Source organism: Streptomyces sp. CoH27, from assembly GCF_020181035.1.
GTDB classification, from domain to species: domain Bacteria; phylum Actinomycetota; class Actinomycetes; order Streptomycetales; family Streptomycetaceae; genus Streptomyces; species Streptomyces camelliae.
This window is the reverse complement of sequence record NZ_JAIQYY010000017.1, coordinates 65,501-90,765: the sequence shown is the minus strand read 5'-3', so window position 1 is coordinate 90,765 and position 25,265 is coordinate 65,501. Positions and strand designations below refer to the sequence as shown.

At 72.4% G+C, this 25,265-nt stretch carries 22 protein-coding genes; 14 read left to right on the top strand and 8 right to left on the bottom strand.

Annotation, left to right across the window (positions count from 1 at the left end; translation table 11 throughout):
- Window position 1 precedes the first annotated feature (1 nt).
- On the bottom strand, window positions 2-961 hold the full coding sequence (locus LE548_RS27665; RefSeq protein ID WP_225099679.1) for a helix-turn-helix domain-containing GNAT family N-acetyltransferase: 960 nt from the start codon (window positions 959-961) through the stop codon (window positions 2-4).
- Between the two features lie 117 nt (window positions 962-1,078).
- On the opposite strand from LE548_RS27665, the gene LE548_RS27660 reads away from it, so the two are divergent.
- The 6 genes from LE548_RS27660 (at window position 1,079) to LE548_RS27635 (ending at window position 9,521) form a co-directional block, all read left to right on the top strand.
- Window positions 1,079-2,209: a DUF5954 family protein gene (locus LE548_RS27660; RefSeq protein WP_225099678.1), complete on the top strand. Its 1,131-nt coding sequence runs from the start codon at window positions 1,079-1,081 to the stop codon at window positions 2,207-2,209.
- 264 nt (window positions 2,210-2,473) lie between these two features.
- On the top strand, window positions 2,474-3,994 hold the full coding sequence (locus LE548_RS27655) for an aldehyde dehydrogenase family protein (RefSeq protein ID WP_225099677.1): 1,521 nt from the start codon (window positions 2,474-2,476) through the stop codon (window positions 3,992-3,994).
- Window positions 3,995-4,041: 47 nt separating this feature from the next.
- On the top strand, window positions 4,042-5,574 hold the full coding sequence (locus LE548_RS27650; RefSeq protein WP_225099676.1) for a GMC family oxidoreductase: 1,533 nt from the start codon (window positions 4,042-4,044) through the stop codon (window positions 5,572-5,574).
- Entirely contained in the window at window positions 5,571-6,635 is a 1,065-nt protein-coding gene (locus LE548_RS27645; protein WP_225099675.1) for a glycine betaine/L-proline ABC transporter ATP-binding protein, read from the top strand. Before LE548_RS27650 ends, LE548_RS27645 begins: the two co-directional genes overlap by 4 nt.
- A complete protein-coding gene (locus LE548_RS27640) occupies window positions 6,635-8,563 on the top strand; it encodes a proline/glycine betaine ABC transporter permease (protein WP_225099674.1) in 1,929 nt (642 codons plus the stop codon). Before LE548_RS27645 ends, LE548_RS27640 begins: the two co-directional genes overlap by 1 nt.
- A gap of 1 nt (window position 8,564) precedes the next feature.
- Entirely contained in the window at window positions 8,565-9,521 is a 957-nt protein-coding gene (locus tag LE548_RS27635; protein WP_225099673.1) for an ABC transporter substrate-binding protein, read from the top strand.
- A gap of 6 nt (window positions 9,522-9,527) precedes the next feature.
- Here the strand turns inward: LE548_RS27635 and LE548_RS27630 are convergent, their stop codons facing one another.
- From LE548_RS27630 to LE548_RS27620, 3 genes are read right to left on the bottom strand one after another with little or no spacing between them, the layout of a single operon-like run.
- A complete protein-coding gene (locus LE548_RS27630; protein ID WP_225099672.1) occupies window positions 9,528-10,253 on the bottom strand; it encodes an isocitrate lyase/phosphoenolpyruvate mutase family protein in 726 nt (241 codons plus the stop codon).
- Window positions 10,250-10,690 carry a carboxymuconolactone decarboxylase family protein gene (locus tag LE548_RS27625; RefSeq protein ID WP_225099671.1) on the bottom strand — a complete coding sequence of 147 codons (441 nt, stop codon included), beginning with the start codon at window positions 10,688-10,690 and terminating at the stop codon, window positions 10,250-10,252. The genes LE548_RS27630 and LE548_RS27625 overlap by 4 nt, the downstream gene beginning before the upstream one ends.
- Window positions 10,687-11,187: a carboxymuconolactone decarboxylase family protein gene (locus LE548_RS27620; RefSeq protein ID WP_225099670.1), complete on the bottom strand. Its 501-nt coding sequence runs from the start codon at window positions 11,185-11,187 to the stop codon at window positions 10,687-10,689. Before LE548_RS27620 ends, LE548_RS27625 begins: the two co-directional genes overlap by 4 nt.
- Before the next feature lie 47 nt (window positions 11,188-11,234).
- Between LE548_RS27620 and LE548_RS27615 the strand changes: the two genes are divergently transcribed.
- Entirely contained in the window at window positions 11,235-12,641 is a 1,407-nt protein-coding gene (locus LE548_RS27615) for a PLP-dependent aminotransferase family protein (protein ID WP_225099669.1), read from the top strand.
- Window positions 12,642-12,715: 74 nt separating this feature from the next.
- Here LE548_RS27615 and LE548_RS27610 read toward each other — a convergent pair whose 3' ends face one another.
- Entirely contained in the window at window positions 12,716-13,546 is an 831-nt protein-coding gene (locus LE548_RS27610) for a hypothetical protein (protein WP_225099780.1), read from the bottom strand.
- Between the two features lie 129 nt (window positions 13,547-13,675).
- On the opposite strand from LE548_RS27610, the gene LE548_RS27605 reads away from it, so the two are divergent.
- The 4 genes from LE548_RS27605 (at window position 13,676) to LE548_RS27590 (ending at window position 17,800) form a co-directional block, all read left to right on the top strand.
- Window positions 13,676-14,041 carry a hypothetical protein gene (locus tag LE548_RS27605; RefSeq protein ID WP_225099668.1) on the top strand — a complete coding sequence of 122 codons (366 nt, stop codon included), beginning with the start codon at window positions 13,676-13,678 and terminating at the stop codon, window positions 14,039-14,041.
- 15 nt (window positions 14,042-14,056) lie between these two features.
- Entirely contained in the window at window positions 14,057-15,241 is a 1,185-nt protein-coding gene (locus tag LE548_RS27600; RefSeq protein WP_225099667.1) for a glutathionylspermidine synthase family protein, read from the top strand.
- Between the two features lie 359 nt (window positions 15,242-15,600).
- Window positions 15,601-17,211, top strand: coding sequence for a hypothetical protein (locus tag LE548_RS27595; protein WP_225099666.1), 1,611 nt, complete (start codon window positions 15,601-15,603; stop codon window positions 17,209-17,211).
- An 88-nt stretch (window positions 17,212-17,299) separates the two neighbouring features.
- Window positions 17,300-17,800 (top strand): hypothetical protein, encoded by a 501-nt coding sequence (locus tag LE548_RS27590; protein WP_225099665.1) that lies wholly within the window; start codon window positions 17,300-17,302, stop codon window positions 17,798-17,800.
- Between the two features lie 21 nt (window positions 17,801-17,821).
- On the opposite strand, the gene rocD is transcribed toward LE548_RS27590, so the two are convergent.
- Window positions 17,822-19,027, bottom strand: coding sequence for an ornithine--oxo-acid transaminase (gene rocD, locus LE548_RS27585; protein WP_225099664.1), 1,206 nt, complete (start codon window positions 19,025-19,027; stop codon window positions 17,822-17,824).
- Window positions 19,028-19,256: 229 nt separating this feature from the next.
- Between rocD and LE548_RS27580 the strand changes: the two genes are divergently transcribed.
- The 3 genes from LE548_RS27580 (at window position 19,257) to LE548_RS27570 (ending at window position 23,117) form a co-directional block, all read left to right on the top strand.
- Complete coding sequence (locus tag LE548_RS27580) at window positions 19,257-20,708, top strand: glycine hydroxymethyltransferase (RefSeq protein ID WP_225099663.1); 1,452 nt, start codon at window positions 19,257-19,259, stop codon at window positions 20,706-20,708.
- A 671-nt stretch (window positions 20,709-21,379) separates the two neighbouring features.
- On the top strand, window positions 21,380-22,405 hold the full coding sequence (trpS, locus tag LE548_RS27575; RefSeq protein ID WP_374116182.1) for a tryptophan--tRNA ligase: 1,026 nt from the start codon (window positions 21,380-21,382) through the stop codon (window positions 22,403-22,405).
- A gap of 127 nt (window positions 22,406-22,532) precedes the next feature.
- Entirely contained in the window at window positions 22,533-23,117 is a 585-nt protein-coding gene (locus tag LE548_RS27570; protein WP_225099661.1) for a 2'-5' RNA ligase family protein, read from the top strand.
- A 5-nt stretch (window positions 23,118-23,122) separates the two neighbouring features.
- On the opposite strand, the gene LE548_RS27565 is transcribed toward LE548_RS27570, so the two are convergent.
- Together LE548_RS27565 and LE548_RS27560 are read right to left on the bottom strand one after the other, a co-directional pair.
- The gene (locus tag LE548_RS27565; RefSeq protein ID WP_225099660.1) at window positions 23,123-23,863 is read right to left on the bottom strand and encodes a decaprenylphospho-beta-D-erythro-pentofuranosid-2-ulose 2-reductase; all 741 of its coding nucleotides are present in this window, start codon (window positions 23,861-23,863) and stop codon (window positions 23,123-23,125) included.
- A gap of 15 nt (window positions 23,864-23,878) precedes the next feature.
- Window positions 23,879-25,168 carry an FAD-binding oxidoreductase gene (locus tag LE548_RS27560; RefSeq protein ID WP_225099659.1) on the bottom strand — a complete coding sequence of 430 codons (1,290 nt, stop codon included), beginning with the start codon at window positions 25,166-25,168 and terminating at the stop codon, window positions 23,879-23,881.
- Window positions 25,169-25,265 lie beyond the last annotated feature (97 nt).

Below are 25,265 nucleotides of genomic sequence, written 5' to 3'. Positions count from 1 at the left end.
CTCAGTAGCCGCTCTTCGCACCACCGGCCAGCCGCTTCTCGAACCAGTGGGCGGCGTGGACGTTGTCGTCGTAGCGCGGGATCTCGGCGTACCCGCACGCCCGGTACATCGCCTGCGCCTCGGTGAGCACGGCGTGCGTGTCCAGGCGTACGACGTCCAGGCCGCGTGCCCGCGCCTGATGCTCCAGACCGTCGAGCAGCCGCCGTGCGAGGCCCAGCCGCCGGGCCTCGGGAGCGACCCACACATGCTTGATCTCGCCCACTCCCGGCCCCAGGCGCCGCAGCGCCCCGCAGCCCACCGGCCGCCCCTCCTCGTACGCGACCAGGAACGCGCCGGCGTCCCCGGTGACCTCCTCCGGGCCGACCAGGTCCGCCTGGTCGAAGCCCTCGGGGAAGCGGGCGTCGATGTCCGCCGCGTACGCCTCCAGGCAGGCCCGCGCGTCCGCCGAGGCGCCGTCGACGGTCTCGACGGTGATCCCCGCCAGCCGCAGCAGCCGCTGCGTGACCGCCATGGCGCCGGTCAGTTCGGCCCGCTGGGCGGGGGTGAGGCCGTCCAGCAGACCGGCCACGAGGGCGTCGGACCGGCGGTGCTGCTCGGCCACCTCGACGCGCCCGGCCGGGGTCGGCTCGACCGTCCGCAGCCGGTTGTCGTGCGCGGGCACCGCCACCCGGACCATGCCCTGCGCCTCCAGGGCCTTCACCATCCGGCTGAGGTATCCGGCGTCCAGGCCGAGCCGCCCCCGCAGCTCCCGCAGGGACACCCCGTCGCCGATCTCGAACAGCAGCCGGGCCTCGCCGAGCGGGCGGTCCTGCCCGAGGTAGTGCTCGTCCAGGACACCGATACGGCGCGTGAAGTACCGGTTGAAGTGCCGGAAGGCGGCGATGTCCGCGGCGGCGACCGGCGCACCCGCTCCCCGCCCTCTGCCCTGCCCTGTTCCTTGACTTGAGTCAAAGGTCTGCATTCTCCGACCGTAGTCAGATGTCTCTGTGCCGTCCAGGGCCGCACGCGAACATCGCTCCCAGGCGGGCGAATTCGTGAAAACACCCGCAGCGAGGCGCCCAGCGTGCACGCTCGGTGCATGAGTGACTACCGAGACGGGGTACCGGCGTATCTGACGATCCGTGTCACGCAGCAGGACGGGCCGCTCGCCGCGTTCGCCGAGCAGGAGGCGTGGCAGGCGACGCAGCGGTATCCGCAGCTGATGGGCGTGATGATCGCGGAATACTTCCGTGCCCGCGAGTGCGAGGCGGGCGGCTGGGAGCTGCTGGCGGCCGGTGCCGACACTCCGCAGGACGCCCGGGACGGGCTCGGCTCGCACTTCCGGATGCGGGCGAAGGAGGCCCGGGACGCCGGGGACGAGGCCGCGCGGCGCACATGGATGGCGGCGGCGCGGCGGATGGACCGGGAGGTCGTGAACGAGGTCCGGGTGCGCGGGGAACGCTTCCGGATCGTCCGGGCGAGCCGCTTCATCCGGATGGGCCCGAACGGTCCCGAGCCGCCCCGCCCGTCCGACCCCGACACGGCGGAGGTGGGCGAGGCCTACCGGGCGGGGCCGAGCGTGGAGGGCTTCGTGGTCGACCCGTTCACCGGTACGGGCCTGTCGAACGGCATCCTGAAGCTGGAGCTGTTCCATTCCCTCGGGGTCTCGCCGGACGCCGGGCCGGAGGCCGTGGCGGACGCGCGCCGGGCCCGGCGGGAGTGTCCGGGCGGGGTGCTGCTCCCGGCGGTCTTCATGATCTCGGAGCGGGTGGAGGGACGATGGCGTGCCTTCAACCCCGGCGCCGGCCACACCACTCCCCAGGCGGCCCGCGACTCCCTCGCCTCCTGGCTGCGCGTGATGGCCCCCTTCACCCTCCGTCTCGACGAGGAGCAGCGCGCGGAGTACGCCCGGCTGGCCGACCGCCTCGACGAGACCCGCTCCAACGTCATCACGGTCGCCGGGGTCCGCTACCGCGTCACCCGCGTCGAACGCCTCATCCGGGTCGGCCCCGACGGGCCCGAGGGCCCCCGCCCCTCCGACTACGACCCCCAGCCGCCCGTCGAGGTCCACACGCGCCGGCTCAAGGAGCAGGGCCTGTGGACGGACGAGGACGACGACGAGCCGGCCGAACTCGACGAACGGGCGCAGGAGCTCAAACGGCTCTGGGACGAGGAGTGGGAGCGGAGGCAGGCACTGCGCGCGAAGCGGGGACGCAAGGAAAGGGGGTGAGCGGGCGACCCGAGTCGGCCAGGTCGACCGGCCGCTGGAGGTTCTGTCCGCCCGATACGGACTGTGAGACATGCATGAACCGAGCGCAGCTGACCGAATTGCCGATTTTTAGCCGTTTTGGACCGTCATTTCAGTGACGCCTCGCACTTTCCGCCGCCGATTCCGCATGTGAGTGAGGGGCCCGGGGCAGGCGGTCGCGGTCCCCGAGTGTGGCACGTGCGTGACACAGGGGCACGGATCAGGAACGGAAGGCAACAGGCGATCATGGCGGACAGTACGGAACGACAGCCCGGGGCGACCATCCACGCGGGAGGCGTGTGGCTGGACGCGGTCTCCGGCGCGACACGCGAGATCCTGGACCCCGCGGACGCGCTGCCGTTCGCCGTGGTCGCCGAGGGTGACGAGAAGGACGCCGAGCGGGCCGTCGCCGCGGCCCGGCAGGCCTTCGACCAGGGGCCCTGGCCTTCGACGCCCGTCGCCGAACGCGCCGCCCTGCTGCGCCGCGTCGCCGGCCTCCTCCTGCGCGACCGCGAGGAACTCGGACTGCTGGAGAGCCGGGACGCGGGCAAGACCGTGGAAGAGGGGCGGGTCGACATCGACTGTGTCGCCGACGCCTTCCGCTACTTCGCCGACCTGGTCGCCGCCGAGGCGCCCGGCCGGGTCGTGGACGCGGGCTCGGCCGACGTCCACAGCGTGGTCGTACACGAGCCGGTCGGCGTCTGCGCGCTCATCACCCCGTGGAACTACCCCCTCCTCCAGGCCAGTTGGAAGATCGCCCCGGCCCTCGCGGCCGGCAACACCTTCGTCGTCAAGCCCAGCGAGATCACCCCGATGACCACCATCGCGCTGATCGACCTGCTCGCCGAGGCCGGGCTCCCCGCCGGGGTCGCGAACCTCGTCACCGGACCCGGCCACACCGTCGGCGCCCGGCTCGCCGAGCACCCCGACGTCGACCTGGTCTCCTTCACCGGCGGTCTGGTCAGCGGCGTCAAGGTCGCCCAGGCCGCCGCCCCGACGGTGAAGAAGGTCGCCCTCGAACTCGGCGGCAAGAACCCCAACATCGTCTTCGCCGACGCCTGCGCCACCGAGGAGGGCTTCGACACCGCCGTCGACCAGGCCCTCAATGCGGCCTTCATCCACAGCGGCCAGGTCTGCTCGGCCGGCGCCCGGCTCATCGTCGAGGAGCCGGTGCGGGAGCGGTTCGTCACCGAGCTCGCCCGGCGGGCCGCCCGCATCCGCCTCGGCCGGGGCACGGCGGACGGCGTCGAGTGCGGGCCGCTCGTCTCCGCGCAAGCGCGCGCCAAGGTCGAGGCGTATGTGGCGTCGGCGCTGGCGGAGGGCGCGGTGCTGCGCTGCGGCGGCAAGCGGCCGCAGCCGTCCGCCGACCGGCCCGCCACCGGCTGGTTCTACGAGCCGACCGTCCTCGACGCCTGCCACCGCGAGATGAAGGTCGTCCGCGAGGAGGTCTTCGGCCCGGTCCTCACCGTCGAGACCTTCCGCACCGAGGACGAGGCCGTCTTCCTCGCCAACGACACCGAGTACGGCCTCGCCGGCGCCGTATGGACCGCCGACGCCGGACGGGCCCGCCGGGTCGCGGCCCGCCTGCGCCACGGCACGGTCTGGATCAACGACTTCCACCCCTACCTCCCGCAGGCGGAGTGGGGCGGCTTCGGCAGGAGCGGCACCGGCCGCGAACTGGGGCCCGCCGGACTCGCCGAGTACCGCGAGACCAAGCACGTCTACCAGAACCTCGCCCCCCGGCCCGTGCGCTGGTTCGCCGGCTGATCCCCCCACCGACTCCCGTACGCAGCAAGTCCTCTCGGAGTACCTCCATGTCCCACACCCCCCACATCTACGACTACGTCGTCATCGGCGGCGGCACGGCCGGCTCCGTCATCGCCTCCCGCCTCACCGAGAACCCGGACGTCACCGTCGCCGTCATCGAGGGCGGCCCCAGCGACGTCGGCCGGGACGACGTCCTCACCCTGCGCCGCTGGATGGGCCTGCTCGGCGGCGACCTCGACTACGACTACCCGACCGTGGAACAGCCCCGGGGCAACTCCCACATCCGGCACAGCCGCGCCCGCGTCCTCGGCGGCTGCTCCTCCCACAACACCCTCATCTCCTTCAAGCCGCTCCCGTCCGACTGGGACGAGTGGGAGCAGGCCGGCGCCAAGGGCTGGGGCGCGGTGCCGATGGAGGCGTACTTCGCCCGCCTGAAGAACAACATCGTCTCCGTCGACGAGAAGGACCGGAACGCCATCGCCCGCGACTTCGTCGACGCCGCCCAGGCCGCCCTCGGGGTGCCCCGCGTCGAGGGCTTCAACAAGAAGCCGTTCACCGAGGGCGCCGGCTTCTTCGACCTCGCCTACCACCCCGAGACCAACAAGCGGTCCTCGGCATCCGTGGCGTACCTGCACCCGGTGCTGGACGAGCGCCCCAACCTCACGATCCTGCTGGAGACGTGGGCGTACCGGCTGGAGATCACCGAGGGCCGGGCCGAGGGCGTCCACGTGCGCACCAAGGACGGCGAGGAACTGCTGATACGGGCCCGGAGCGAGGTCGTGCTGTGCGCCGGCGCCGTCGACTCGCCCCGCCTGCTGCTCCACTCGGGCGTCGGCCCCCGCGCGGACCTCGAAGAGCTGGGCATCCCCGTCGTCCACGATCTGCCGGGTGTCGGCGAGAACCTGCTCGACCACCCCGAGTCGGTCATCGTCTGGGAGACCCACGGGCCGATCCCGGAGAACTCCGCGATGGACTCCGACGCGGGCCTGTTCGTCCGCCGCGACCCCGAGAACCCGGGCCCGGACCTGATGTTCCACTTCTACCAGATCCCGTTCACCGACAACCCGGAGCGCCTCGGCTACGAACGCCCGCGCCACGGCGTCTCGATGACCCCGAACATCCCCAAGCCGAAGTCCCGCGGCCGCCTGTACCTGACCAGCGCCGACCCGGAGGTGAAGCCCGCGCTGGACTTCCGGTACTTCACCGACGAGGACGACTACGACGCCCGGACCCTCGTCGACGGCATCCGGATCGCCCGCGAGATCGCCGAGGCCGAGCCGCTCGCCGGCTGGCTGGGGCGCGAGGTCTGCCCCGGCCCGGAGATCACCGGCGACGAGGAACTGAGCGAGTACGCCCGCAAGGTCGCGCACACCGTCTACCACCCCGCCGGCACCTGCAAGATGGGCGCGGTGGACGACGAACTCGCGGTCGTGGACCCCGAGTTGCGGATCCGGGGCCTGGAGGGCATCCGGATCGCCGACGCGTCCGTCTTCCCGACGATGACCGCGGTGAACCCGATGATCGGGGTGCTGATGGTCGGGGAGAAGGCCGTCGACCTGATCGGAGGTGGTGCCCGATGAGTACCCCCGTGTTCTCGGTGAACGGCCTGTGGAAGGTCTTCGGCCCGAAGGCGGACCGGATCCCCGCCGACGCCGAACTGGCCACGCTGGACCCCGCCGGCCTGCGCGCCCGCACCGGCTGCACGGCCGCCGTCCGGGACGTCTCCTTCGACGTCCGCAAGGGCGAGGTCTTCGTGGTCATGGGCCTGTCGGGCTCCGGCAAGTCCACCCTGGTCCGCTGCCTCACCCGCCTGATCGAACCGACAGCGGGCACGATCTCCATCGACGGCGAGGACGTCCGCGCGATGGACAAGGCCCGCCTGCGCGAACTGCGCCGGCACCGTGCCGCCATGGTCTTCCAGCACTTCGGCCTGCTCCCGCACCGCACGGTCCTCGACAACGTCGCCTACGGCCTGGAGATCCAGGGCGTCGGCAAGGCCGAACGGCGTGAGCGGGCCGCCGAGTTCGTCGCCAAGGTCGGCCTGGAGGGCATGGAGCAGCGCAAGCCCAGCCAGCTGTCCGGCGGCCAGCGCCAACGGGTGGGTCTGGCGCGGGCGTTGGCGGTGGACCCGGAGGTCCTGCTGTTCGACGAGCCGTTCAGCGCCCTGGACCCCCTCATCCGCCGTGACATGCAGGACGAGGTGGCCCGCCTGCACCGTGAGGAGGGCCGCACGATGGTCTTCATCACCCACGACCTCGCCGAGGCCCTCCGGCTCGGCGACCGCATCGCCCTGATGCGCGACGGCAAGGTCGTCCAGCTGGGCACACCGGAGCAGATCGTCGGCTCCCCGGCGGACGACTATGTCCGCGAGTTCGTCCGGGACGTCCCGCGCGAACAGGTGATGACGGTCCGTACGGCGATGAAGCCGGGCGACTGCGGCGGCCCGGAGCACCCGGGCGCCCTCACTCCGGACGCGGTGGTCGCGGACGCGATCAGGACGGTGGCCGAGACCGGCACACCGGCGTGCGTGGTGGAGGACGGCAACTGCATCGGAACCGTGGACCACGAGCTGCTGCTGGACGTCGTAGCAGGCGTGGACGTCCGCGTACCCGGCCCCCGCACCACCCCGGAGGCCGTCTGATGACAACGCTCAGTGTCCCGGCCTCCCGCCCGCACACCCCCCGCCTCCTGAAGAGCCGAGCCGCGGGCAAACTGCTCCTGCTCGCCCTCGTCACCGCCGTACTGCTGCCCCTGCTCCACGGCGGATCATGGCCTCACCACCTGACCGTCAGCCTGGACAAACCCCTCACCAGCGCCAGCAACTGGGTCATCGACAACCGGGACAGCCACCCCCTGTTCCTGTACTTCTTCGGCTACATCAGCAACGCCGTCGTCCTCTCCGTCCGCGCCGTCTACCTCACCCTCCTCGCCGCGGGCTGGACCGGCGTCACGGTCTTCGCCGCCCTGGTCGCCTGGCGGGTCGCCGGTGTCCGCCTGGCCGCCGGGACGGCTCTCGCGTTCCTGGCCTGCGGGGCCCTCGGCATGTGGGTGCCGACCATGCAGACCCTCGCCCTGATGGTCGTAGCCGTCCTCGCCTCGGTGCTCACCGGCGCGCTGCTCGGTCTCGCGGCCGGCCTCTCCGGCCGCCTGGACCGCGCCCTGCGCCCGGTCCTGGACACCATGCAGGTGCTTCCCGCCTTCGCCTATCTCCTCCCCGTCGTCCTGGTCTTCGGCATCGGCGTCCCCGCGGCCGTCCTCGCCACCGTCGTCTACGCCGCCCCGCCGATGGCCCGCCTCACCGCGCTCGGCCTGCGCGGCGCCGACCCCGAAGTCCTGGAGGCCGTGGAGTCGCTCGGCGCCACCCGCCGCCAGCGGCTGCTGACCGCCCGCATCCCGCTGGCCCGGGGAGAACTCCTCCTCGGCCTCAACCAGACGATCATGATGGCGCTGTCCATGGCCGTCATCGCCTCGGTCATCGGCGCCGGCGGCCTCGGCGACCGCGTCTACCAGGCACTCGCCTCGGTCGACGTCGGCCAGGCCCTCGCGGCCGGCATCCCGATCGTGCTGCTGGCGGTCGTCCTGGACCGGGTGACGGGAGCGGCGGGCGCCGCCGACGGCACCGGCTCACGGACGATCGGCTGGCCGTACGCCCTCGCCGTCACGGCCGCGGTCGCCCTGGCCACCCGCCTCCTGCACGGCCTGAACTGGCCCACCGGCTTCAGCCTCGGCATCGCCGCCCCGGTCAACCGCGCCGTCGACTGGATGACCGCCCACCTCTACTCCGGCGTCCCGGTCGTCGGCGGCACGGCCGACTGGGCCGGCCACTTCACCACCTGGATCCTGGACCCGCTGCGCGGCGGCCTGCTGTGGCTGCCCTGGTGGTCGGTGCTGCTCGTCGTCGCCGCCCTGGCCTGGCTGATCGGCACCTGGGCCACCGCCCTGACCGCCGTCCTCGCCATGGCCGCGATCGGCGTGCTCGGGGTGTGGGACCCGGCCCTCGACACGCTCTCCCAGGTGCTGGCCGCCGTGGCCGTCACGCTCGTCCTCGGCTTCGCCACCGGTATCGCCGCCGCCCGCAGCGACCGCGTGGAGCGGGTCCTGCGGCCGGTCCTGGACGTCTTCCAGACGATGCCGCAGTTCGTGTACCTGATCCCGGTCGTCGCCCTCTTCGGCGTGGGCCGCGCGCCCGCCGTCGCCGCGGCCGTCGTCTACGCCCTCCCGGCCGTCGTCCGGATCACCGCGCAGGGCCTGCGCCAGGTCGACCCGGCCGCGCTGGAGTCGGCGCGCTCGCTCGGCGCGACCGGCCGCCAGCAGCTGTGGCAGGTCCAGCTCCCGCTCGCCCGGCGATCGTTGCTGCTCGCCCTCAACCAGGGCGTGGTCCTGGTGCTGGCCGTCGTCATCATCGGCGGCCTGGTCGGCGGTGGCGCCCTCGGCTACAACGTCGCCTTCGGCCTCGCCCAGGGCGACCTCGCCACCGGGCTGGTCGCCGGTGCCGCCATCGTCTGCCTGGGCCTGATGCTCGACCGGGTGACCCAGCCGACCGAGCGCCGTACGAAGAAGGGAGCCTGACATGCGACGCCGTACGACGACCGCCCTGGTGGGCTCGCTGGTGCTGCTGACGGCGACCGGCTGCGGCGCCGCCGACATGACCAAGCAGGCCTCGCCGTTCGCGAACGCCCAGGGCGCGAAGTCCGTCACCCTGTCCGTGCAGTCCTGGGTGGGCGCGCAGTCCAACGTGGCCGTCGCCCAGTACCTCCTGGAGCACGAGCTCGGCTACCGCGTCGACACCGTCCAGGTCGACGAGGTGCCCGCGTGGGACGCCCTCAGTCAGGGCCGCGTCGACGCCATCCTGGAGGACTGGGGTCACCCGGACCAGGAGAAGCGGTACGTCGAGGACAAGAAGACCATCGCCCGCGCCGGCGACCTCGGAGTGACCGGGCACATCGGCTGGTTCGTGCCGACGTACCTGGCCAAGCAGCACCCCGACATCACCGACTGGAGGAACCTGAACAAGTACGCCTCCCTCTTCCGCACCGCGGAGAGCGGCGGCAAGGGCCAGCTGATGGACGGCTCCCCGTCGTACGTCACCAATGACAAGGCCCTGGTGGCCAACCTGAAGCTGAACTACCAGGTCGTCTTCGCCGGTTCCGAGGCCGCGCAGATCACCCAGATGAAGCAGTTCGCCAAGGGGAAGAAGCCGTTCCTGACCTACTGGTACGCGCCCCAGTGGCTGTTCAAGAAGGTCCCCATGACGGAGGTGAAGCTCCCGCCGTACAAGGACGGCTGCGACGCGGACGCGGCGAAGGTCGCCTGCTCCTATCCGCACACCCCGCTGCAGAAGTACCTCAACGCCGGCTTCGCCAGGTCCGGCGGCAAGGCGGCGGCCTTCCTGAAGAAGTTCCGGTGGACCACCGAGGACCAGAACGAGGTCTCCCTGATGATCGCCGACCAGAAGCTGTCGCCCGAGGACGCGGCGAAGAAGTGGGTGGACAGCCACCCCCAGGTGTGGAAGAAGTGGCTGCCCTGACAGCCCCTACTTCCTCAGGTGTTCGGCCATTCCCTGCAACGCCAGCGCTGCCCAGCGCTGCAACCCCGGCCCGAACGTGATGCGAGTGGCCCCGAGTTCGCCGAGTTCGGCGGGCGAGGGGCCCTTGCCGTCCAGGCGGGCGTTGATGTTGACCGGCCCCTGGATCCCGGCCCGCAGCAGCGGCAGCACGTCCGGCGGGGCGAGGATCGGATAGACGCAGTCCGCGCCCGCCGCCACATACAGCGCGGCCCGCTCGATGGCCCGTTCGGGGTCCTTGTCGCCGTGCACGAAGACGTCGACGCGGGCGTTGAGGAACAGCCGGTCACCGGCGGCCGCGCGGAACTCGGCGAGGAACTCGGCCTGTTCCCGCGGGTCCTTCAGTACACCCCCCACCGAGTCCTCCAGGTTGCACCCGACGGCCCCGGCCTCCAGCAGCCGCTCCACGAGCTCCTTCGGGGCGAGCCCGTACCCGCCCTCGATGTCCGCCGACACCGGCACGTCCACGGCCCGGGTGATCCGGGCGACGGCGGCGAACATCTCGTCGGCCGGGGTGGACCCGTCCTCGTAGCCGAGCGAGGCGGCCACCCCCGCGCTCGGCGTGGCCAGCGCCGGGAACCCGGCCTCCGCGAACACCCGGGCGCTGACCGCGTCCCACGGGCCCGGCAGGACCAGCGGATCGCCCGGGACTCGCCCGAGATGCAGTGCGCGGAACACCTCGACCTTGCTGCTCACGGCTGGTAACCCCCTGGTGGGACGCGACGGCTGACCATCAGACGGTTCCAGCCGTTGATGACGGTGATCAGGCCGATCAGATGGGCGAGTTGGGCCTCGGTGAAGTGTCGCGCGGCCCGCTCGTACACCTCGTCCGACACGCCGCCGGTGAGCAGCGTGACCGCCTCGGTGAGCGCCAGCGCGGCCCGCTCCCGCTCGCTGTAGAGGTCCTCGGCCTCCTCCCACGCGTCGAGGAGCTGCACCCGCTCCTCGGACTCCCCGTTCTTCCGGGCCAGCCGGAGATGCATGTCGAGGCAGAACGCGCAGTGGTTGAGCTGCGAGGCGCGGATCATGACCAGCTCGGCCAGGGCGGGATCGCCGAGCCCCTTCTTCGCGGTCGCGCTGAGCGCGGACATCGCCCGCCCGACCTCCGGGTCGAGCAGCTGCGTACGGCTCACTGGTGCTGTCCCGGCTGGTAGTGGCCCGGGGTCATCCGGGTGGTCACGCCGAACCGGTTCCAGGCGTTGATCACCGTGATCGCGGCGATCAGCTGGGCCAGCTCGGCCTCCTCGAAGTGCTTCGCGGCCTTGTCGTACACCTCGTCCGGGACGAATCCGTCGGTCAGCACGGTGATCGCCTCGGTCAGCTCGATCGCCGCCAGCTCCTTCTCGGTGTAGAAGTGCTTCGACTCCTGCCAGGCGCTGAGCTGCACGATCCGCTGGACGCTCTCGCCGGCCGCCAGCGCGTCCTTGGTGTGCATGTCGAGGCAGAACGCGCAGTGGTTGAGCTGCGAGGCGCGGATCTTCACCAGCTCGTGCAGCGTGGGGTCCAAGCCCTTCCTGGCCGCCGCGTCGAGCCGGATCATCGCCTTGTAGACCTCGGGCGCGGCCTGGGCCCAGTGCAGGCGCGGTGCGTGTTCGGTGGCGTACTCGACGGTTTCCTCTGTAGTGCTCATGTCTTCGACCCTAGGAGCGAGGCAGCCCAGGAGTATGGTCCATTTCCATGCCGGAAACCTGGGCCACTCTGGGCGTCGACCTGCACCTCGAACCGACCGGCTCCGGCGGCCTGCGCCGGGGCCTGACCGACGCCCTGCGCGACGCGGTCCGCACGGGCCGCCTGGCCCCCGGCACCCGGCTGCCGTCCTCCCGCAGCCTCGCCGCCGACCTCGGTATCGCCCGCAACACCGTCGCCGAGGCCTACGCCGACCTGGTGGCGGAGGGCTGGCTGACCGCCCGCCAGGGCTCGGGCACACGCGTGGCCGAGCGCGCGGCCGTCCAGCCCTCCCGTACGGCACGGAGCACGGAAGCGGCCCCTCGCCCGGGCGCCCCCGCCCGCCCTGCGTACAGCCTGCTGCCCGGCAGCCCCGACCTGGCGGCCTTCCCCCGCGCGGCATGGCTCAAGGCCGCCCGGCGCGCCCTGGCCACCGCCCCGCACGACGCCCTCGGCTACGGCGACCCGCGCGGCCGCCCCGAACTGCGCACCGCCCTCGCCGGCTACCTCGCGCGCGTACGAGGCGTCCGCACGGACCCGGAGCGGGTGCTGATCACTTCCGGCTTCACCCACGCCCTGCGCATCATCGGCCCGGTCCTCGCGGCGCGCGGGGTGCGGACGGTGGCGGTGGAGTCGTACGGCCTGGGGGTCTACCGGAACCTGCTCCAGCAGGCGGGCCTGGCCACACCCCCGCTGTCGTACGACGAACTCGGCACGGACCCAAAGGAGTTGGATGACACGGGCGCGGTACTGCTCACCCCCGCCCACCAGTTCCCCATGGGCACGTCGCTGCACCCCGACCGGCGGGCGGCGGTCGTGGACTGGGCGCGGCGCACCGGCGGCCTGATCCTGGAGGACGACTACGACGGGGAGTTCCGCTACGACCGCCAGCCCGTCGGCGCCCTCCAGGGCCTCGACCCCGACCGCGTGATCTACTTCGGCACGGCAAGCAAGTCCCTGGCCCCGGGCCTGCGCCTCGGCTGGATGGTCCTGCCCCCGTCCCTTGCGGAGGAGGCGGCCGCGAGCAAGGGCACCACCGACACCGTGGGGGTCCTGGAGCAGCTCACCCTCGCCGAGTTCCTCACCTCCGGCGCGTACGACCGCCACGTCCGCTCCTCGCGCCTGCGCTACCGGCGCCGCCGCGACGCCCTGGCCGAGGCGGTCACCGCCAGCGCCCCCGAGGTCACGGTCACGGGCATCTCCGCGGGCCTGCACGCCGTGCTCCGCCTGCCCCCGGGCCTGGAACAGTCGGTGATCCAGGCCGCGACCTGGCAGTCCCTGGCCCTCCACGGCCTCTCCCTCTACCGCCACCCGGAGGCCGTCGCCGAGCAGGTGGACGCCCTGGTGGTCGGGTACGCGACACCGCCGGACAGCGCGTGGGCGGGGGCGCTGGAGGCGTTGTGCAGGGTGCTGCCGTAGGGGGCGACGCCCCCGCAGGGGCGCGAGGCACCGCGCGACCGGCCACACGCGGCCCGCCGCCGGCGAACGGAACCTCAGGTGGCCTGTTCCTCCACCGCCGGTGCCTCCCCGAACCGCCCCAGCAGCAGCGCCCCCGCCACCGCCACGGCGAATCCCAGCACGGCCAGCCAGGTCAGGCCCTCCCGTGTACGGTCCCCCAGCCACACCACGCCCACCGCGGCCGGGCCGATGGTCTCGCCGATCACCATGCCGGCCGTCGCCGTGGTCACCGAGCCGCGGGTCAGCGCGGAGGTCAGCAGCATGAAGGCCGCGCTGCTCCCGATCACCAGCGCGTAGGCCGCCGGATTGGTGAACAGGTTCGCCGGCGCCAGAGTGTCGATCAGCCGCACCGACACCTCCACCACCCCGAAGCCGAGCCCGGCCCCGAGCCCGAGCACCAGCGACCGCCCCTTCCCCGACAGCTGTCCGCCCGCGAGCGCGAGCAGCAGCATGCCGACCGCCACCGCGAGCATCACGTACCGCAGGGTGTCCGTCCCGTCCTGCTTGCCCTCCGGCCCGGACGCCAGCGCCAGCATCGCGAGCCCGGCGCACACCAGGGCCACCGCGCGCCACTCCGTGCCGCTCAGCCGCACGTACAGCAGGCGGGCCGCGACCACCGCGGTCACCGCCAGGCTCGACGCCAGGGCGGCGCTGACGGCGTAGATCGGAAGGGACCGCAGCGCCACGATCTGGAACAGGAAGCCGAGTCCATCCAGCGCCAGCCCGGCGATGTACCGCCACTGCCGGAGCGCCCGCAGCAGCAGCGCGGCCTCGCCCCCTCTGCCCGTGGCGGCCGTCCGCGCGGCCACCGCCTGCAACACCGTCGCGGTACCGAAGCAGACCGCCGCGCCAAGGGCGCACACCATTCCAAAGAGCACAAAGGGACTTTAGGAGACGGCAGATCCGGCCACCCACCGCGGTCTGCGCTCTTACCGTTCTCTAGTCTGATCCGACAGTCCGATGTGCATGGCGAACAGTACGAGGGAGACGCCACGATGGAGAACACGCGCCGCCGGCTGCGGTCCGGCACGGTCGTCCTCGGCGGCGTGGGCCTGCTGGCCGCCGCCCTCACCGCCTGCTCGTCCGAACCGGACAAGCGCTGCGTCGACCGCGGCAGCTACAACCTCGCCAAGGGCTACAAGATCGTCTCCGACAGGAACTGCAAGACGACCGGGACGGCCAAGGTGTCCGTGAACGGCGCCTGGTACTACGGCGGCAGGAAGAAGGGCTCCTGGGTGAACGGCGGCTCCTTCACCAAGCCCCGCAGCGGCTCCGGCTCCGGATCCAGCGGTTCCTCCGGCGACCACGACGGAGTCCACCGCGGCGGCTTCGGCGGCGGCCACCACAGCTCCGGCGGCTGAGCGGGAGCCCGTCGCATGGAACGCCGTACCCTCACCCCCCGCCCCGGCTGGCAGCGCATCGTCGAGGAGCAGGGGCTCGTCTACCCGCTCACCCGCCACCCCGACGGCTCCCTGCGCCCCTACTGGGACGAGAGCGCCCACTTCGTCTTCACCCTGGACGAGGTCGAGGCGCTGGAGGAGACCGTCGGGGAACTGCACCGCATGTGCCTCGCGGCCGCCGGGCACATCGTGGCGCACGACCGCCTCGCGGACCTCGGCATCACCGACCCGCGCATCGCCGCCGCCGTCACCGAGGCCTGGCAGCGCAGGGCCGAACTGCCGTCCGTCTACGGCCGGTTCGACCTCCGCTACGACGGCACCGGCCCGGCGAAGCTCCTGGAGTACAACGCCGACACCCCGACCTCACTGGTGGAGGCGGCCTCCCCGCAGTGGTTCTGGATGAAGGACCGCTTCCCCGGCGCCGACCAGTGGAACTCCCTGCACGAGCGCCTGGTCGACGCCTGGCGGTCCCAGGCCCGGCTGCTCCCGCCCGGCAGCCCGCTGCACTTCGCGCACTCCTCGGCCGACGAACTCGGCGAGGACCTGATGACGGTCGCCTACCTGAAGGAGACTGCCGAGCAGGCCGGGCTCGACACCGACTGGCTGGCCATGGAGGAGATCGGCTGGGACACCCTCTCCGGCCGCTTCGTGGACAACCAGCTCCGCTTCATCCGCGGCATCTTCAAGCTCTACCCCTGGGAGTGGCTCACCACCGACGCCTTCGCCGGGCACGTCCTGGACACCCTCGACAACGGCGGCGGCACCGGCAGCACCCTGTGGATCGAACCGGCCTGGAAGATGCTCCTGAGCAACAAGGCCCTGCTGGCGATCCTCTGGGAGCTGTTCCCCGGCCACCCCAACCTCCTCCCCGCCTACCTGGACGGCCCCCGCGAACTGGCCACGACCGAGGGCTACGTCGCCAAGCCCCTGCTCGGCCGCGAGGGCGAGGGCGTCACCGTGCACCGGCCGGGAACCGGGGCCGTACCGCGTGCCGAACCCTGCTGCTACCAGCAGCTCGCCCCGCTCCCCGTCTTCGACGGCAACCACGTCGTCCTCGGCGCCTGGGTCGTCCAGGACGCACCGGCGGGCCTCGGCATCCGCGAGTCCGCAGGGCTGATCACCGACGAGTACGCCCGCTTTCTGCCGCACGTGATCCTTTAGGCGCCGTCTTCTTGACTCAGTATTTCCTTGAATTTTCGGCGCCTTCGCATTGACCGAGGGAAAGGGGCTGTGCGGGCCCCTTATCCCATGTAAACACTGTGCGTTCTCATTGACCCGGACGCGTCAACTCTGCTTTGCTTCTCGCCGTCTGACGGGGCCTCATCTGCTGTGACGGGCAAAACCACGTTGCGGCAGGAGAGTTGCATTCCCGTGCAATGCCGTTGCGATTCCCCAGCTGCCGGACGGACATTCCCACCCCCCCCGTGCAGTCACGCGGCACGGCTCCGTCGACGCCTCACGCAGCTCGCCTCCACCGCACCCACGGCGGAGGCCTGTACGCAGAAAGGAACCCATCATCCATGGGTAATCCCCACATTCGTGGCGTGGGCCGGGCGACCCTGACCGGTCTCGCGTCGCTCTCCCTGCTCACCGCTGCGGCACTCGCCTTCATGCCCCAGGCGTCAGCCGCGCCCCAGACCGCGGGGCAGACAGCGAGATCCAACCCCTACAGCCCGGCCTACCAGCACCCCTACCGGCACGGTGCCCTGCCGACCATCCAGCAGAACGCCAAGATGAAGTCCTGGGCGGCCAACCACCCGGCCGCGACCACGGCGACCGGGCCGGAGACGCTCTCCTACGGCGGCGGCATCGACGGCATCGGCGTCCAGAGCGGTCACTCCAAGGTCTACCTGGTCTTCTACGGCTCGCAGTGGGGCACGCAGAGCACCAACGGCAGCGGCGACGCCACGTTCTCCGGCGACCCGGACGGCGCGGCTCCGGTCACCCAGGAGATGTTCAAGGGCATCGGCACCGGCAACGAGCTGTGGTCCGCCGACCTCACCCAGTGGTGTGACGGGCCGAACGTGGCCAGTGGAGCCACGAGTTGTCCGTCCAACGCCAACTTCATCCCGTACCAGAGCGGCGGCGTGCTGGCCGGCGTGTGGTACGACAACTCGGCCGCCTCCCCGAGTGCCGCGACCGGGCACCAGCTGGGCGCCGAGGCGGTCAAGGCGGCCGGACACTTCGGCAACACCACGGCCGCCTCGAACCGCGACGCGTACTACATCGTCCTGTCGCCGCACGGCACGAACCCCGACAACTACCAGGGCCAGTACTGCGCCTGGCACGACTACAACGGCGACAGCACCCTGACCGGCGGCCCGGTGTCCTCCTCCTACGGCGACATCGCGTTCAGTAACCAGCCGTACAACATGGACTCCGGCGCGGGCTGCGGCGTCGGCTTCGTCAACTCGCCCGGAACGCTGGACGGCTGGACCATGACGCTCGGCCACGAGTGGCACGAGATGATGTCCGACCAGAACCCGGCCGGCGGCTGGACCAACCACACCGGCAGCTCGTACGACGGCCAGGAGAACTCCGACGAGTGCGCCTGGATATCGCCCGGCAGCGCGGGCGGCGCGGCCAACGTCACGATGGGCACCGGCACCTTCGCCGAGCAGGCGAGCTGGTCCAACGACACCAACTCCTGCGCCATCTCGCACCCGATCGTGGGCGGCGGCGGCACGGGCGGCGGTGGCACCCTCACCAACGGCACCTTCGAGACCGGCAACCTGTCCAGCTGGACCACCAGCGGCAGCACCTCCGCAACCGCCTCGGCGGCGCACAGCGGCAGCTACGGCGCGCTGGTCGGTTCGACCAGCCCGACCAACACGTCCTCCGTCTCACAGAGCTTCACCGCCCCGTCCGGCACCAGCAAGGTCTCCTTCTGGTACGACGTCACCTGCCCGGACACGGTGACCTACGACTGGGCGACGGCCACCCTCCAGGACACCACCTCCGGCACCACCACGACGCTGCTGGGCAAGACGTGCACCCAGGGCGCAGGCTGGAAGCAGGTCTCCGGCACGGTCACCCCGGGCCACAACTACACCCTCACCCTCACCAACAAGGACGACAACTACGCGGGTGACCCGACGTACACGTACTACGACGACGTGACGGTCTCCTGACCCGCACCCCGTACCGCGGGGGGCGGGCCGCCGCCCCGCCCCCCGCCCCCGACCACCGTCCCTCCGGGCGGCGTCCCCTGGAGCGCCCATGCCACACCTGCCGGCCCGCCGGCTCCCGGTCCGGCCACGCCCGCCGCTCACCGGGCTCGTCTGCGTGGCGGCCGCGGCCTGCCTGCTGAGCGCATGTTCCGGCGGGGCCGCCGGACCGCAGCCGTCCGGCCCGCCGCCGGACTCCCGCACCTCTCCCGCTCCGGCCGGCCACGCCTCCGGACCCGTCGTCCTCGACGAACGGGCACGGGGAACCACCGTCCGGGTGACCACCGGCACGCTCGTCGAAGTACACCTGCACAGCACCTACTGGTCGACCCCGGCCGGATCGGATCCGCGGGTGCTCGCCCCGTCCGGAGGCGGCACCACCCCCACCGGCACCTGCCCGCCCGGCCGAGGCTGCGGGGTCTCCTCGGGCCGGTTCACCGCCCGCCGGCCCGGCACCGCGCACATCACGGCCCGGCGTACCTCGTGCGGCGAGGCGATGCGCTGCTCCCCGGGCCAGGAACGCTACGAGGTCACCGTGACCGTCACCCCGTAGCGCACCCGGCAGGGGCGCGTCTCAGACACCCAGCACCGCCCGCAGCTGCTCCAGCCCCCAGGCCAGGTCCTGCTCGGAGACGACCAGCGGCGGGGAGAGCCGGATGGTCGCGCCGTGGCTCTCCTTCGCCAGGACCCCGCGCTCCCTCAGCCGCTCCGCCACCTGCCGGCCGGTGCCGAGCCCCGGTGCGACGTCGAGGCCCGCCCACAGCCCGCGCCCCCGCACCGCCGTCACGGTGCCCGTGGCCGGCAGCGCCGCCAGCGCCCGGTGCATCCGTTCGCCCAGCTCGGCCGCGCGCGCCTGGAACTCGCCGGTGCGCAGCATCGCGATCACCTCCAGCGCCACCGCACAGGCCAGCGGGTTCCCGCCGAACGTCGAGCCGTGCTCGCCCGGCCGGAACACCCCGAGGACCTCCGCGCTCGACACCACCGCCGACACCGGCACGATCCCGCCGCCCAGCGCCTTGCCCAGCACGTACATGTCCGGCACGACCCCCTCGTGCTCGCACGCGAAGGTCCGCCCGGTGCGGCCGAGCCCCGACTGGATCTCGTCGGCGACGAAGAGCACGTTCCGCTCGCGGGTCAGCCGCCGCACCCCCGGCAGATAGCCCTCCGGCGGCACGATCACCCCGGACTCGCCCTGGATCGGCTCCAGCAGCACCGCGACGGTGTTCTCGGTCAGCGCCGCCCGCATCGCGGTCAGGTCGCCGTACGGCACGATCTGGAAGCCCGGCGTGTACGGACCGAAGTCCGCGCGGGCCTCCGGGTCGGTCGAGAAGCTGATCACGGTCGTCGTACGGCCGTGGAAGTTGCCGCCCGCGACCACGATCTTCGCCATCTCCGCGGGCACGCCCTTGACCCGGTACCCCCACTTCCGGGCCGTCTTGATCGCGCTCTCCACCGCCTCCGCGCCGCTGTTCGCGGGCAGCACCATCTCCATCCCGCACAGCTCCGCCAGCTCGGCGCAGAACGCGGCGAACCGGTCGTGCAGGACGGCGCGGGAGGTCAGCGTGACCCGGTCCAGCTGGGCCTTCGCCGCCTCGATCAGCCGCGGGTTGCGATGGCCGAAATTGAGCGCCGAGTACCCGGCCAGCAAGTCCAGATACCGGCGGCCCGCCACATCCGTCAGCCACGCCCCCTCGCCCGTGGCGACCACGACGGGCAGCGGATCGTAGGTGGGCGCGCAGTGCGCGTCGGCGGCGGCGATGAGATCCTCGGCGGTGGTCATGATCTCTCCCGTTTCTCTCCCGGTGCCCCCTCTCCATCCTCGCTCGCATGGTGGACGCGGGGCCTGTCGTGGCCGGTGTGCCCGGTAGGCTGACGGGCGGGCCGTGACTGGCGCGCTTGGGATGGGACGGACCATCGGGGAGCGGTCCGAACGGTTGAAGAGTGCCGTGAAAAGTGCCGTGCGCCTGGGCCGAACGTGAACGCTGTACGCACACCGTCCGGAGGTCCTCATGCCAGAGCAGCAGCCCCTCTCCACCGAGTCCACCGCCTTCCGCGCCGCCCTCGACGTCATCCGTGCCGTGGAGCCGCGCGTCGCCGACGCCATCGGCCAGGAGGTCCACGACCAGCGCGAGATGCTCAAGCTGATCGCTTCCGAGAACTACGCCTCCCCGGCGACCCTGCTGGCGATGGGCAACTGGTTCAGCGACAAGTACGCCGAGGGCACGGTCGGCCGCCGCTTCTACGCCGGCTGCCGCAACGTCGACACGGTCGAGTCCCTGGCCGCCGAGCACGCGAAGGAGCTCTTCGGCGCCCGGCACGCCTACGTCCAGCCGCACTCCGGCATCGACGCCAACCTCGTCGCCTTCTGGGCCGTCCTCGCCGACCGCGTCGAGGTGCCCTTCCTGGAGAAGACCGGCGCCCGCCAGGTCAACGACCTGTCCGAGGCCGACTGGGCCGAGCTGCGCCAGGCGTTCGGCAACCAGCGCATGCTCGGCATGTCCCTGGACGCCGGCGGCCACCTCACCCACGGCTTCCGCCCGAACATCTCCGGCAAGATGTTCGACCAGCGCTCCTACGGCACCGACCCGGCCACCGGCCTCATCGACTACGAGGCGCTGCGGGCCCAGGCCCGCGAGTTCAAGCCGCTGATCATCGTCGCGGGCTACTCGGCGTACCCCCGGCTGGTGAACTTCCGGATCATGCGCGAGATCGCCGACGAGGTCGGCGCGACCCTGATGGTCGACATGGCGCACTTCGCGGGTCTGGTGGCGGGCAAGGTGCTGACCGGCGACTTCGACCCGGTCCCGCACGCCCAGATCGTGACGACCACCACGCACAAGTCGCTGCGCGGCCCGCGTGGCGGCATGGTCCTGTGCGACGACTCCCTGAGGGACCAGGTCGACCGCGGCTGCCCGATGGTCCTCGGCGGCCCGCTCCCGCACGTCATGGCCGCCAAGGCGGTCGCCCTGGCCGAGGCCCGCCGGCCCGCCTTCCAGGACTACGCCCAGCGCATCGTCGACAACTCCCGCGCGCTCGCCGAGGGCCTGCTGCGCCGCGGCGCGACCCTCGTCACCGGCGGCACGGACAACCACCTGAACCTGATCGACGTGGCGACGTCCTACGGCCTCACCGGCCGCCAGGCCGAGGCCGCCCTCCTCGACTCGGGCATCGTGACGAACCGCAACGCCATCCCGGCCGACCCGAACGGCGCCTGGTACACCTCCGGCATCCGTATCGGCACCCCCGCCCTGACCACCCGTGGCCTGGGCACGGCGGAGATGGACGAGGTGGCGGGCCTGATCGACCGCGTCCTCACCACCACCGAGCCGGGTACGACGAAGTCGGGCGCCCCCTCCAAGGCCGCCCACGTCCTGGACGAGAAGGTCGCCCAGGAGATCGCTCAGCGGGCGACCGACCTGGTGGCCGGCTTCCCGCTGTACCCCGAGGTCGACCTCGGCTGACCCCGGTCACAGGCCGATCAGCTCCCGACGCGGCTGGTCGCCCTGGGGCGGCCCGGCACCTCGCCGTGCCGCCCCACGGCCGACCAGAAGCCCGCCGCCCCCCCGGCGCGACCAGAAGCCCGCCGCCCGCCCCGGTGACCAGCCCGGCCACCGCCCACCACACGTCGGCCGGCACCCGTTCCGGGGCGCCCGGCTCGCCTGCCACCCCCGCCCCGGGCAGCCCCGTCCGCTCCGCCTCCCGGCACGCCGCCCGCCGGTGCCCGATGCCACCGGATGCCGTCGTCCACCACCTCCGGTGCCGGATCCCACCGCGCCCAGGCCGTGCCGTCGGCCGCGACGAACAGCTGGTCCTGCCGCTCCATGGCCACGTCACCGCCGGGGCGCCCGATGCGTCCGCGGCCACCCGCCGACCCCCACGGCACGGTGACCCGCACCGCTGGACAACGCCCGTCCGACCAGGCCTGCGACACCCGCTCGGGGGCCGTGAGGTCCGGTCGCGGCAGCTCACGCGGACGGGTGAAATCCGGCTCGCCGGAGCGCGGCGCCCGGGTCCGCCCCGCGTCCCCCTCCGCCCCGCACCGGCGTTCCCGCCTCCCTTGCCCCACCCCGGGACGGGATCGGTGCGCGGCTGTTTCCGATCCGTTCCGGAGCGGTCGCCGGCACCTGCGAGAATGGGCACCATGGCCTCTGCAGATCGACCCCGTGTGCTCTCCGGAATCCAGCCCACCGCCGGCTCGTTCCACCTCGGCAACTACCTCGGCGCCGTCCGCCAGTGGGTGGCTCTGCAGGAGACCCACGACGCGTTCTACATGGTCGTCGACCTGCACGCGATCACGGTCCCGCAGGACCCGGCCGAGCTGCGCGCCAACACCCGGCTCGCCGCCGCCCAGCTGCTGGCCGCCGGCCTGGACCCGGACCGCTGCACGCTCTTCGTGCAGAGCCACGTCCCCGAGCACGCCCAGCTCGCCTGGGTCATGAACTGCCTCACCGGCTTCGGCGAGGCCAGCCGCATGACCCAGTTCAAGGACAAGTCCGCCAAGCAGGGCGCCGACCGGGCCTCCGTCGGCCTGTTCACGTACCCGGTCCTCCAGGTCGCCGACATCCTCCTCTACCAGGCCAACGAGGTGCCGGTCGGCGAGGACCAGCGCCAGCACATCGAGCTGACCCGCGACCTGGCCGAGCGTTTCAACGGCCGCTTCGGCGAGACCTTCGTGATCCCGTCGCCGTACATCCTCAAGGAGACGGCGAAGATCTACGACCTCCAGGACCCGTCGATCAAGATGAGCAAGTCGGCGTCCACGCCGAAGGGCCTCATCAACCTCCTCGACGAGCCGAAGGCCACCGCCAAGAAGGTCAAGAGCGCCGTCACCGACACCGACACCGTCATCCGCTACGACGCCGAGAACAAGCCGGGCGTCAGCAACCTGCTCACCATCTACTCCACCCTCACCGGCACGTCGATCGCCGACCTGGAGCGGGAGTACGAGGGCAAGATGTACGGCGCCCTGAAGACCGACCTCGCCGAGGTGATGGTCGAGTTCGTGACGCCGTTCAAGGAGCGCACCCAGCAGTACCTGGACGACTCCGAGACGCTCGACTCGATCCTGGCCAAGGGCGCGGAGAAGGCGCGCGCCGTCGCCGCGGAGACCCTCGCGCAGGCGTACGACCGCGTGGGTTTCCTGCCGGCGAAGCACTGAGCCGGCTGCCGCACCGGGCGGAGCGCTGCACATCACTTCCTCTGCGCCTGCCCACAGGACATTCGTGGCCGTACAGTCGATAGCCGACGGCCCGGACGACTCGGCCGAGAAGACGACAGGAGACGACGTGGGGACCGTAACGATCGGCGTGTCGATCGCGGTCCCGGAGCCTCACGGCAGCCTGCTCCAGGAGCGGCGCGCGGGCTTCGGCGACGCCGCGGCGTTCAGCATCCCCACGCACGTCACGCTGCTGCCGCCGACCGAGGTCGACGCGGCCGTGCTGCCGGCCGTCGAGGCGCATCTGACCGGAGTCGCCGCGGCCGGCCGCCCGTTCCCGATGCGGCTGTCCGGCACGGGCACGTTCCGCCCGCTGTCGCCGGTCGTCTACGTCCGCGTCGTCCAGGGCGCCGAGGACTGCGCCCTGCTCCAGCAGCGGGTGCGGGACGCCTCCGGGCCGGTGGCGCGCGAGCTGCAGTTCCCGTACCACCCGCATGTCACGGTCGCGCACGGCATCGACGAGGCCGCCATGGACCGCGCCTTCGAGGAACTGTCCGGCTTCGAGGCCGAGTGGCCGTGCACCGGCTTCGCCCTCTACGAACAGGGGCCGGACGAGGTCTGGCGCACGCTGCGGGAGTTCACGTTCGGGAGGTCTGTCGTACCTCCGCAGGCGGGCAGTGCCGACGTCGAGCGTGGGACGATCGTCAGCCGCTGACCGGCTCACCGGACCGGCAGCCTCCTGAACAGCCCCCTCGGTGTGTGCCGTAGCGCCGACATCACCACTCTGAGCAGGCCCGGCACCCATACCGTCTCGCTGCGGCGGCGCAGGCCCAGTTCGATGGCCGTGGCGATCGCCTCGGGGGTCGTGGCGAACGGGGACTCCGGGCTGTGGACGGAGCCGGGGCGTACGACCATGACGTGGACGCCGGTGCCGTACAGGGCGTCGCCGAGGCCCTGGGCGAAGGCGTCGAGGCCGGCCTTGCTGGAGCCGTAGATGAAGTCGGCGCGGCGGGCCCGTTCCCCGGAGACGGAGGACAGGACCACGAGGGAGCCGTGACCCTGCGTCTGGAGGGCGCGGGCGGCGACCAGGCCGGCGCAGACCGCGCCGGTGTAGTTGGTCTGGGCGACCCGCACCGCGCGGACCGGCGCGCGCTCGTCCTGGGCCTGGTCGCCGAGGATGCCGAAGGCGAGCAGCACCAGGTCGATGTCGCCCTCCGCGAACACCTTGCCGAGAACGGCCTCGTGGGAGTCGGGGTCGAGGGCGTCGAAGCCGACGGTGCGTACGTCCGCGCCGAGCGCGCGCAGGCTCTCGGCGGCCTCGTCCAGCGCGGGGGAGGGGCGGCCGGCCAGCCACACCGTGCGGGTGCGGCGGGCGATCAGCCGGCGCGCGGTGGCCAGCGCGACCTCGGACGTGCCGCCGAGGACGAGCAGCGACTGGGGGAGACCGAAGGCGTCCTTCACGTCAGTTCCTAGGTGTCAGAGGGCGAGCCGGCGGGCCAGGTCGGAGGTGAACACCCCGCGCGGGTCGAACCGGGCGCGCAGGGCGCGGAAGTCGGCCGCGCGCGGGTACATCGCGGTGAGCAGGTCGGGGCGGAGCCGGGCGTCCCGGGCGAGGCCGACCCGGCCGCCGGCCGCGGCGACCTCCTCGTCCAGCCCGTCGAGGAAGCCGGGGAGCCCCGGCAGCGCGAGGGGGAGGTCCAGGGAGAGCGACCAGCCGGGCGCGGTGAGGGAGAGCCAGCCGGGCCCGGCCTCCCCGAGGGGATGCAGGACGGCGTGGCAGGACGGGGGCCGCCGTCCCGCGAGGCGCCGCACGATCCGGTGCAGGGCCTCCTCCTGGCCGTGGCCCACGGCGAACTGGTAGCGCACCCGGCCGCCACGCCCGTACGGGAAGACGTCCTGCGGGGTCACGTACGCGGCTGACGGCCGGAGTTCGCGGGTGCGCGCGCGGGGCGTGGCGCGGTAGTGGAGGCCGGAGGGGAGGAGCGAGGGGAGGAGAGAGCCGAGGGGCGGGAGGCGGCGGGGGCGCGGGAAGAGCGGTCCCCGCCACGCGCGCGTGCCCGTGGCGCGGAGGGCGCCCGGCGGGGTGTGGCGGGCGCGGGTGAGGATCCCGCGTCCGGTGGCCGCGCCCCGGGCCGTCAGGTCGATGCGGGCGGCCGCGTAACGGCGGTCGTCGTGGCCGGCGGTCACGGTCAGGCGGGCCAGCACCTCGTCCAGGCTGCCGGCGCGTTCGGTGTCGACGGTCAGGTACGCCGTCTCCGCCGGCAGCAGCCGGACCGTGGCCGTCAGGATCACCCCGGTCAGGCCCAGCCCGCCGGCGGTCGCCTCGAACAGCTCGGTGCCCGGGGTGACCGCGCGGACCTGGCCGTCGGCGGTGAGCAGTTCCAGGGCGAGCACCTGGCGGCCGAAGGAGCCGGCGACCCGGTGCTCGGCGCCGTGCAGGTCGGCGCCGATCGCCCCGCCGACGGTCACGTGCCGGGCGGCGGGGAGAAGAGGCACCGACCAGCCGAGCGGGAGCAGGACCTCGGCCAGCCGGAGCAGTGGGACACCCGCGTCGCACAGCACGATGCCCTCGGCCGCGTCGACGACATGGACGCGGTCGAGGCCGGTCATGTCGAGAACGGCACCGCCCGCGTTGCATGCCGCGTCCCCGTGAGTCCGGCCCGGACCGCCCCGGGCGACGGCGCCGCGCGCCCCGCACGCGCGGACCGCGACCGCGGCCTCCTCGTACGTCCGCGGACGGATGACGGACACCGTGTCAGCAGGCATGTCGGTGACCGTATCGTCCTGCTATGGGAGGTTAGTTACTGAACATTCCGCACGCTGCACACAACGGGTGATTAGTGGGATGTCATACGAGCGGGCG

Bases quoted from the DNA above. Each gene is read 5' to 3' on its own strand.
- LE548_RS27665 (WP_225099679.1), bottom strand. From the start codon at position 961: ATGCAGACCTTTGACTCAAGTCAAGGAACAGGGCAGGGCAGAGGGCGG.
- LE548_RS27660 (WP_225099678.1), top strand. From the start codon at position 1,079: ATGAGTGACTACCGAGACGGGGTACCGGCGTATCTGACGATCCGTGTC.
- LE548_RS27655 (WP_225099677.1), top strand. From the start codon at position 2,474: ATGGCGGACAGTACGGAACGACAGCCCGGGGCGACCATCCACGCGGGA.
- LE548_RS27650 (WP_225099676.1), top strand. From the start codon at position 4,042: ATGTCCCACACCCCCCACATCTACGACTACGTCGTCATCGGCGGCGGC.
- LE548_RS27645 (WP_225099675.1), top strand. From the start codon at position 5,571: ATGAGTACCCCCGTGTTCTCGGTGAACGGCCTGTGGAAGGTCTTCGGC.
- LE548_RS27640 (WP_225099674.1), top strand. From the start codon at position 6,635: ATGACAACGCTCAGTGTCCCGGCCTCCCGCCCGCACACCCCCCGCCTC.
- LE548_RS27635 (WP_225099673.1), top strand. From the start codon at position 8,565: ATGCGACGCCGTACGACGACCGCCCTGGTGGGCTCGCTGGTGCTGCTG.
- LE548_RS27620 (WP_225099670.1), bottom strand. From the start codon at position 11,187: ATGAGCACTACAGAGGAAACCGTCGAGTACGCCACCGAACACGCACCG.
- LE548_RS27615 (WP_225099669.1), top strand. From the start codon at position 11,235: ATGCCGGAAACCTGGGCCACTCTGGGCGTCGACCTGCACCTCGAACCG.
- LE548_RS27610 (WP_225099780.1), bottom strand. From the start codon at position 13,546: ATGGTGTGCGCCCTTGGCGCGGCGGTCTGCTTCGGTACCGCGACGGTG.
- LE548_RS27605 (WP_225099668.1), top strand. From the start codon at position 13,676: ATGGAGAACACGCGCCGCCGGCTGCGGTCCGGCACGGTCGTCCTCGGC.
- LE548_RS27600 (WP_225099667.1), top strand. From the start codon at position 14,057: ATGGAACGCCGTACCCTCACCCCCCGCCCCGGCTGGCAGCGCATCGTC.
- LE548_RS27595 (WP_225099666.1), top strand. From the start codon at position 15,601: ATGGGTAATCCCCACATTCGTGGCGTGGGCCGGGCGACCCTGACCGGT.
- LE548_RS27590 (WP_225099665.1), top strand. From the start codon at position 17,300: ATGCCACACCTGCCGGCCCGCCGGCTCCCGGTCCGGCCACGCCCGCCG.
- rocD (WP_225099664.1), bottom strand. From the start codon at position 19,027: ATGACCACCGCCGAGGATCTCATCGCCGCCGCCGACGCGCACTGCGCG.
- LE548_RS27580 (WP_225099663.1), top strand. From the start codon at position 19,257: ATGCCAGAGCAGCAGCCCCTCTCCACCGAGTCCACCGCCTTCCGCGCC.
- trpS (WP_374116182.1), top strand. From the start codon at position 21,380: ATGGGCACCATGGCCTCTGCAGATCGACCCCGTGTGCTCTCCGGAATC.
- LE548_RS27560 (WP_225099659.1), bottom strand. From the start codon at position 25,168: ATGCCTGCTGACACGGTGTCCGTCATCCGTCCGCGGACGTACGAGGAG.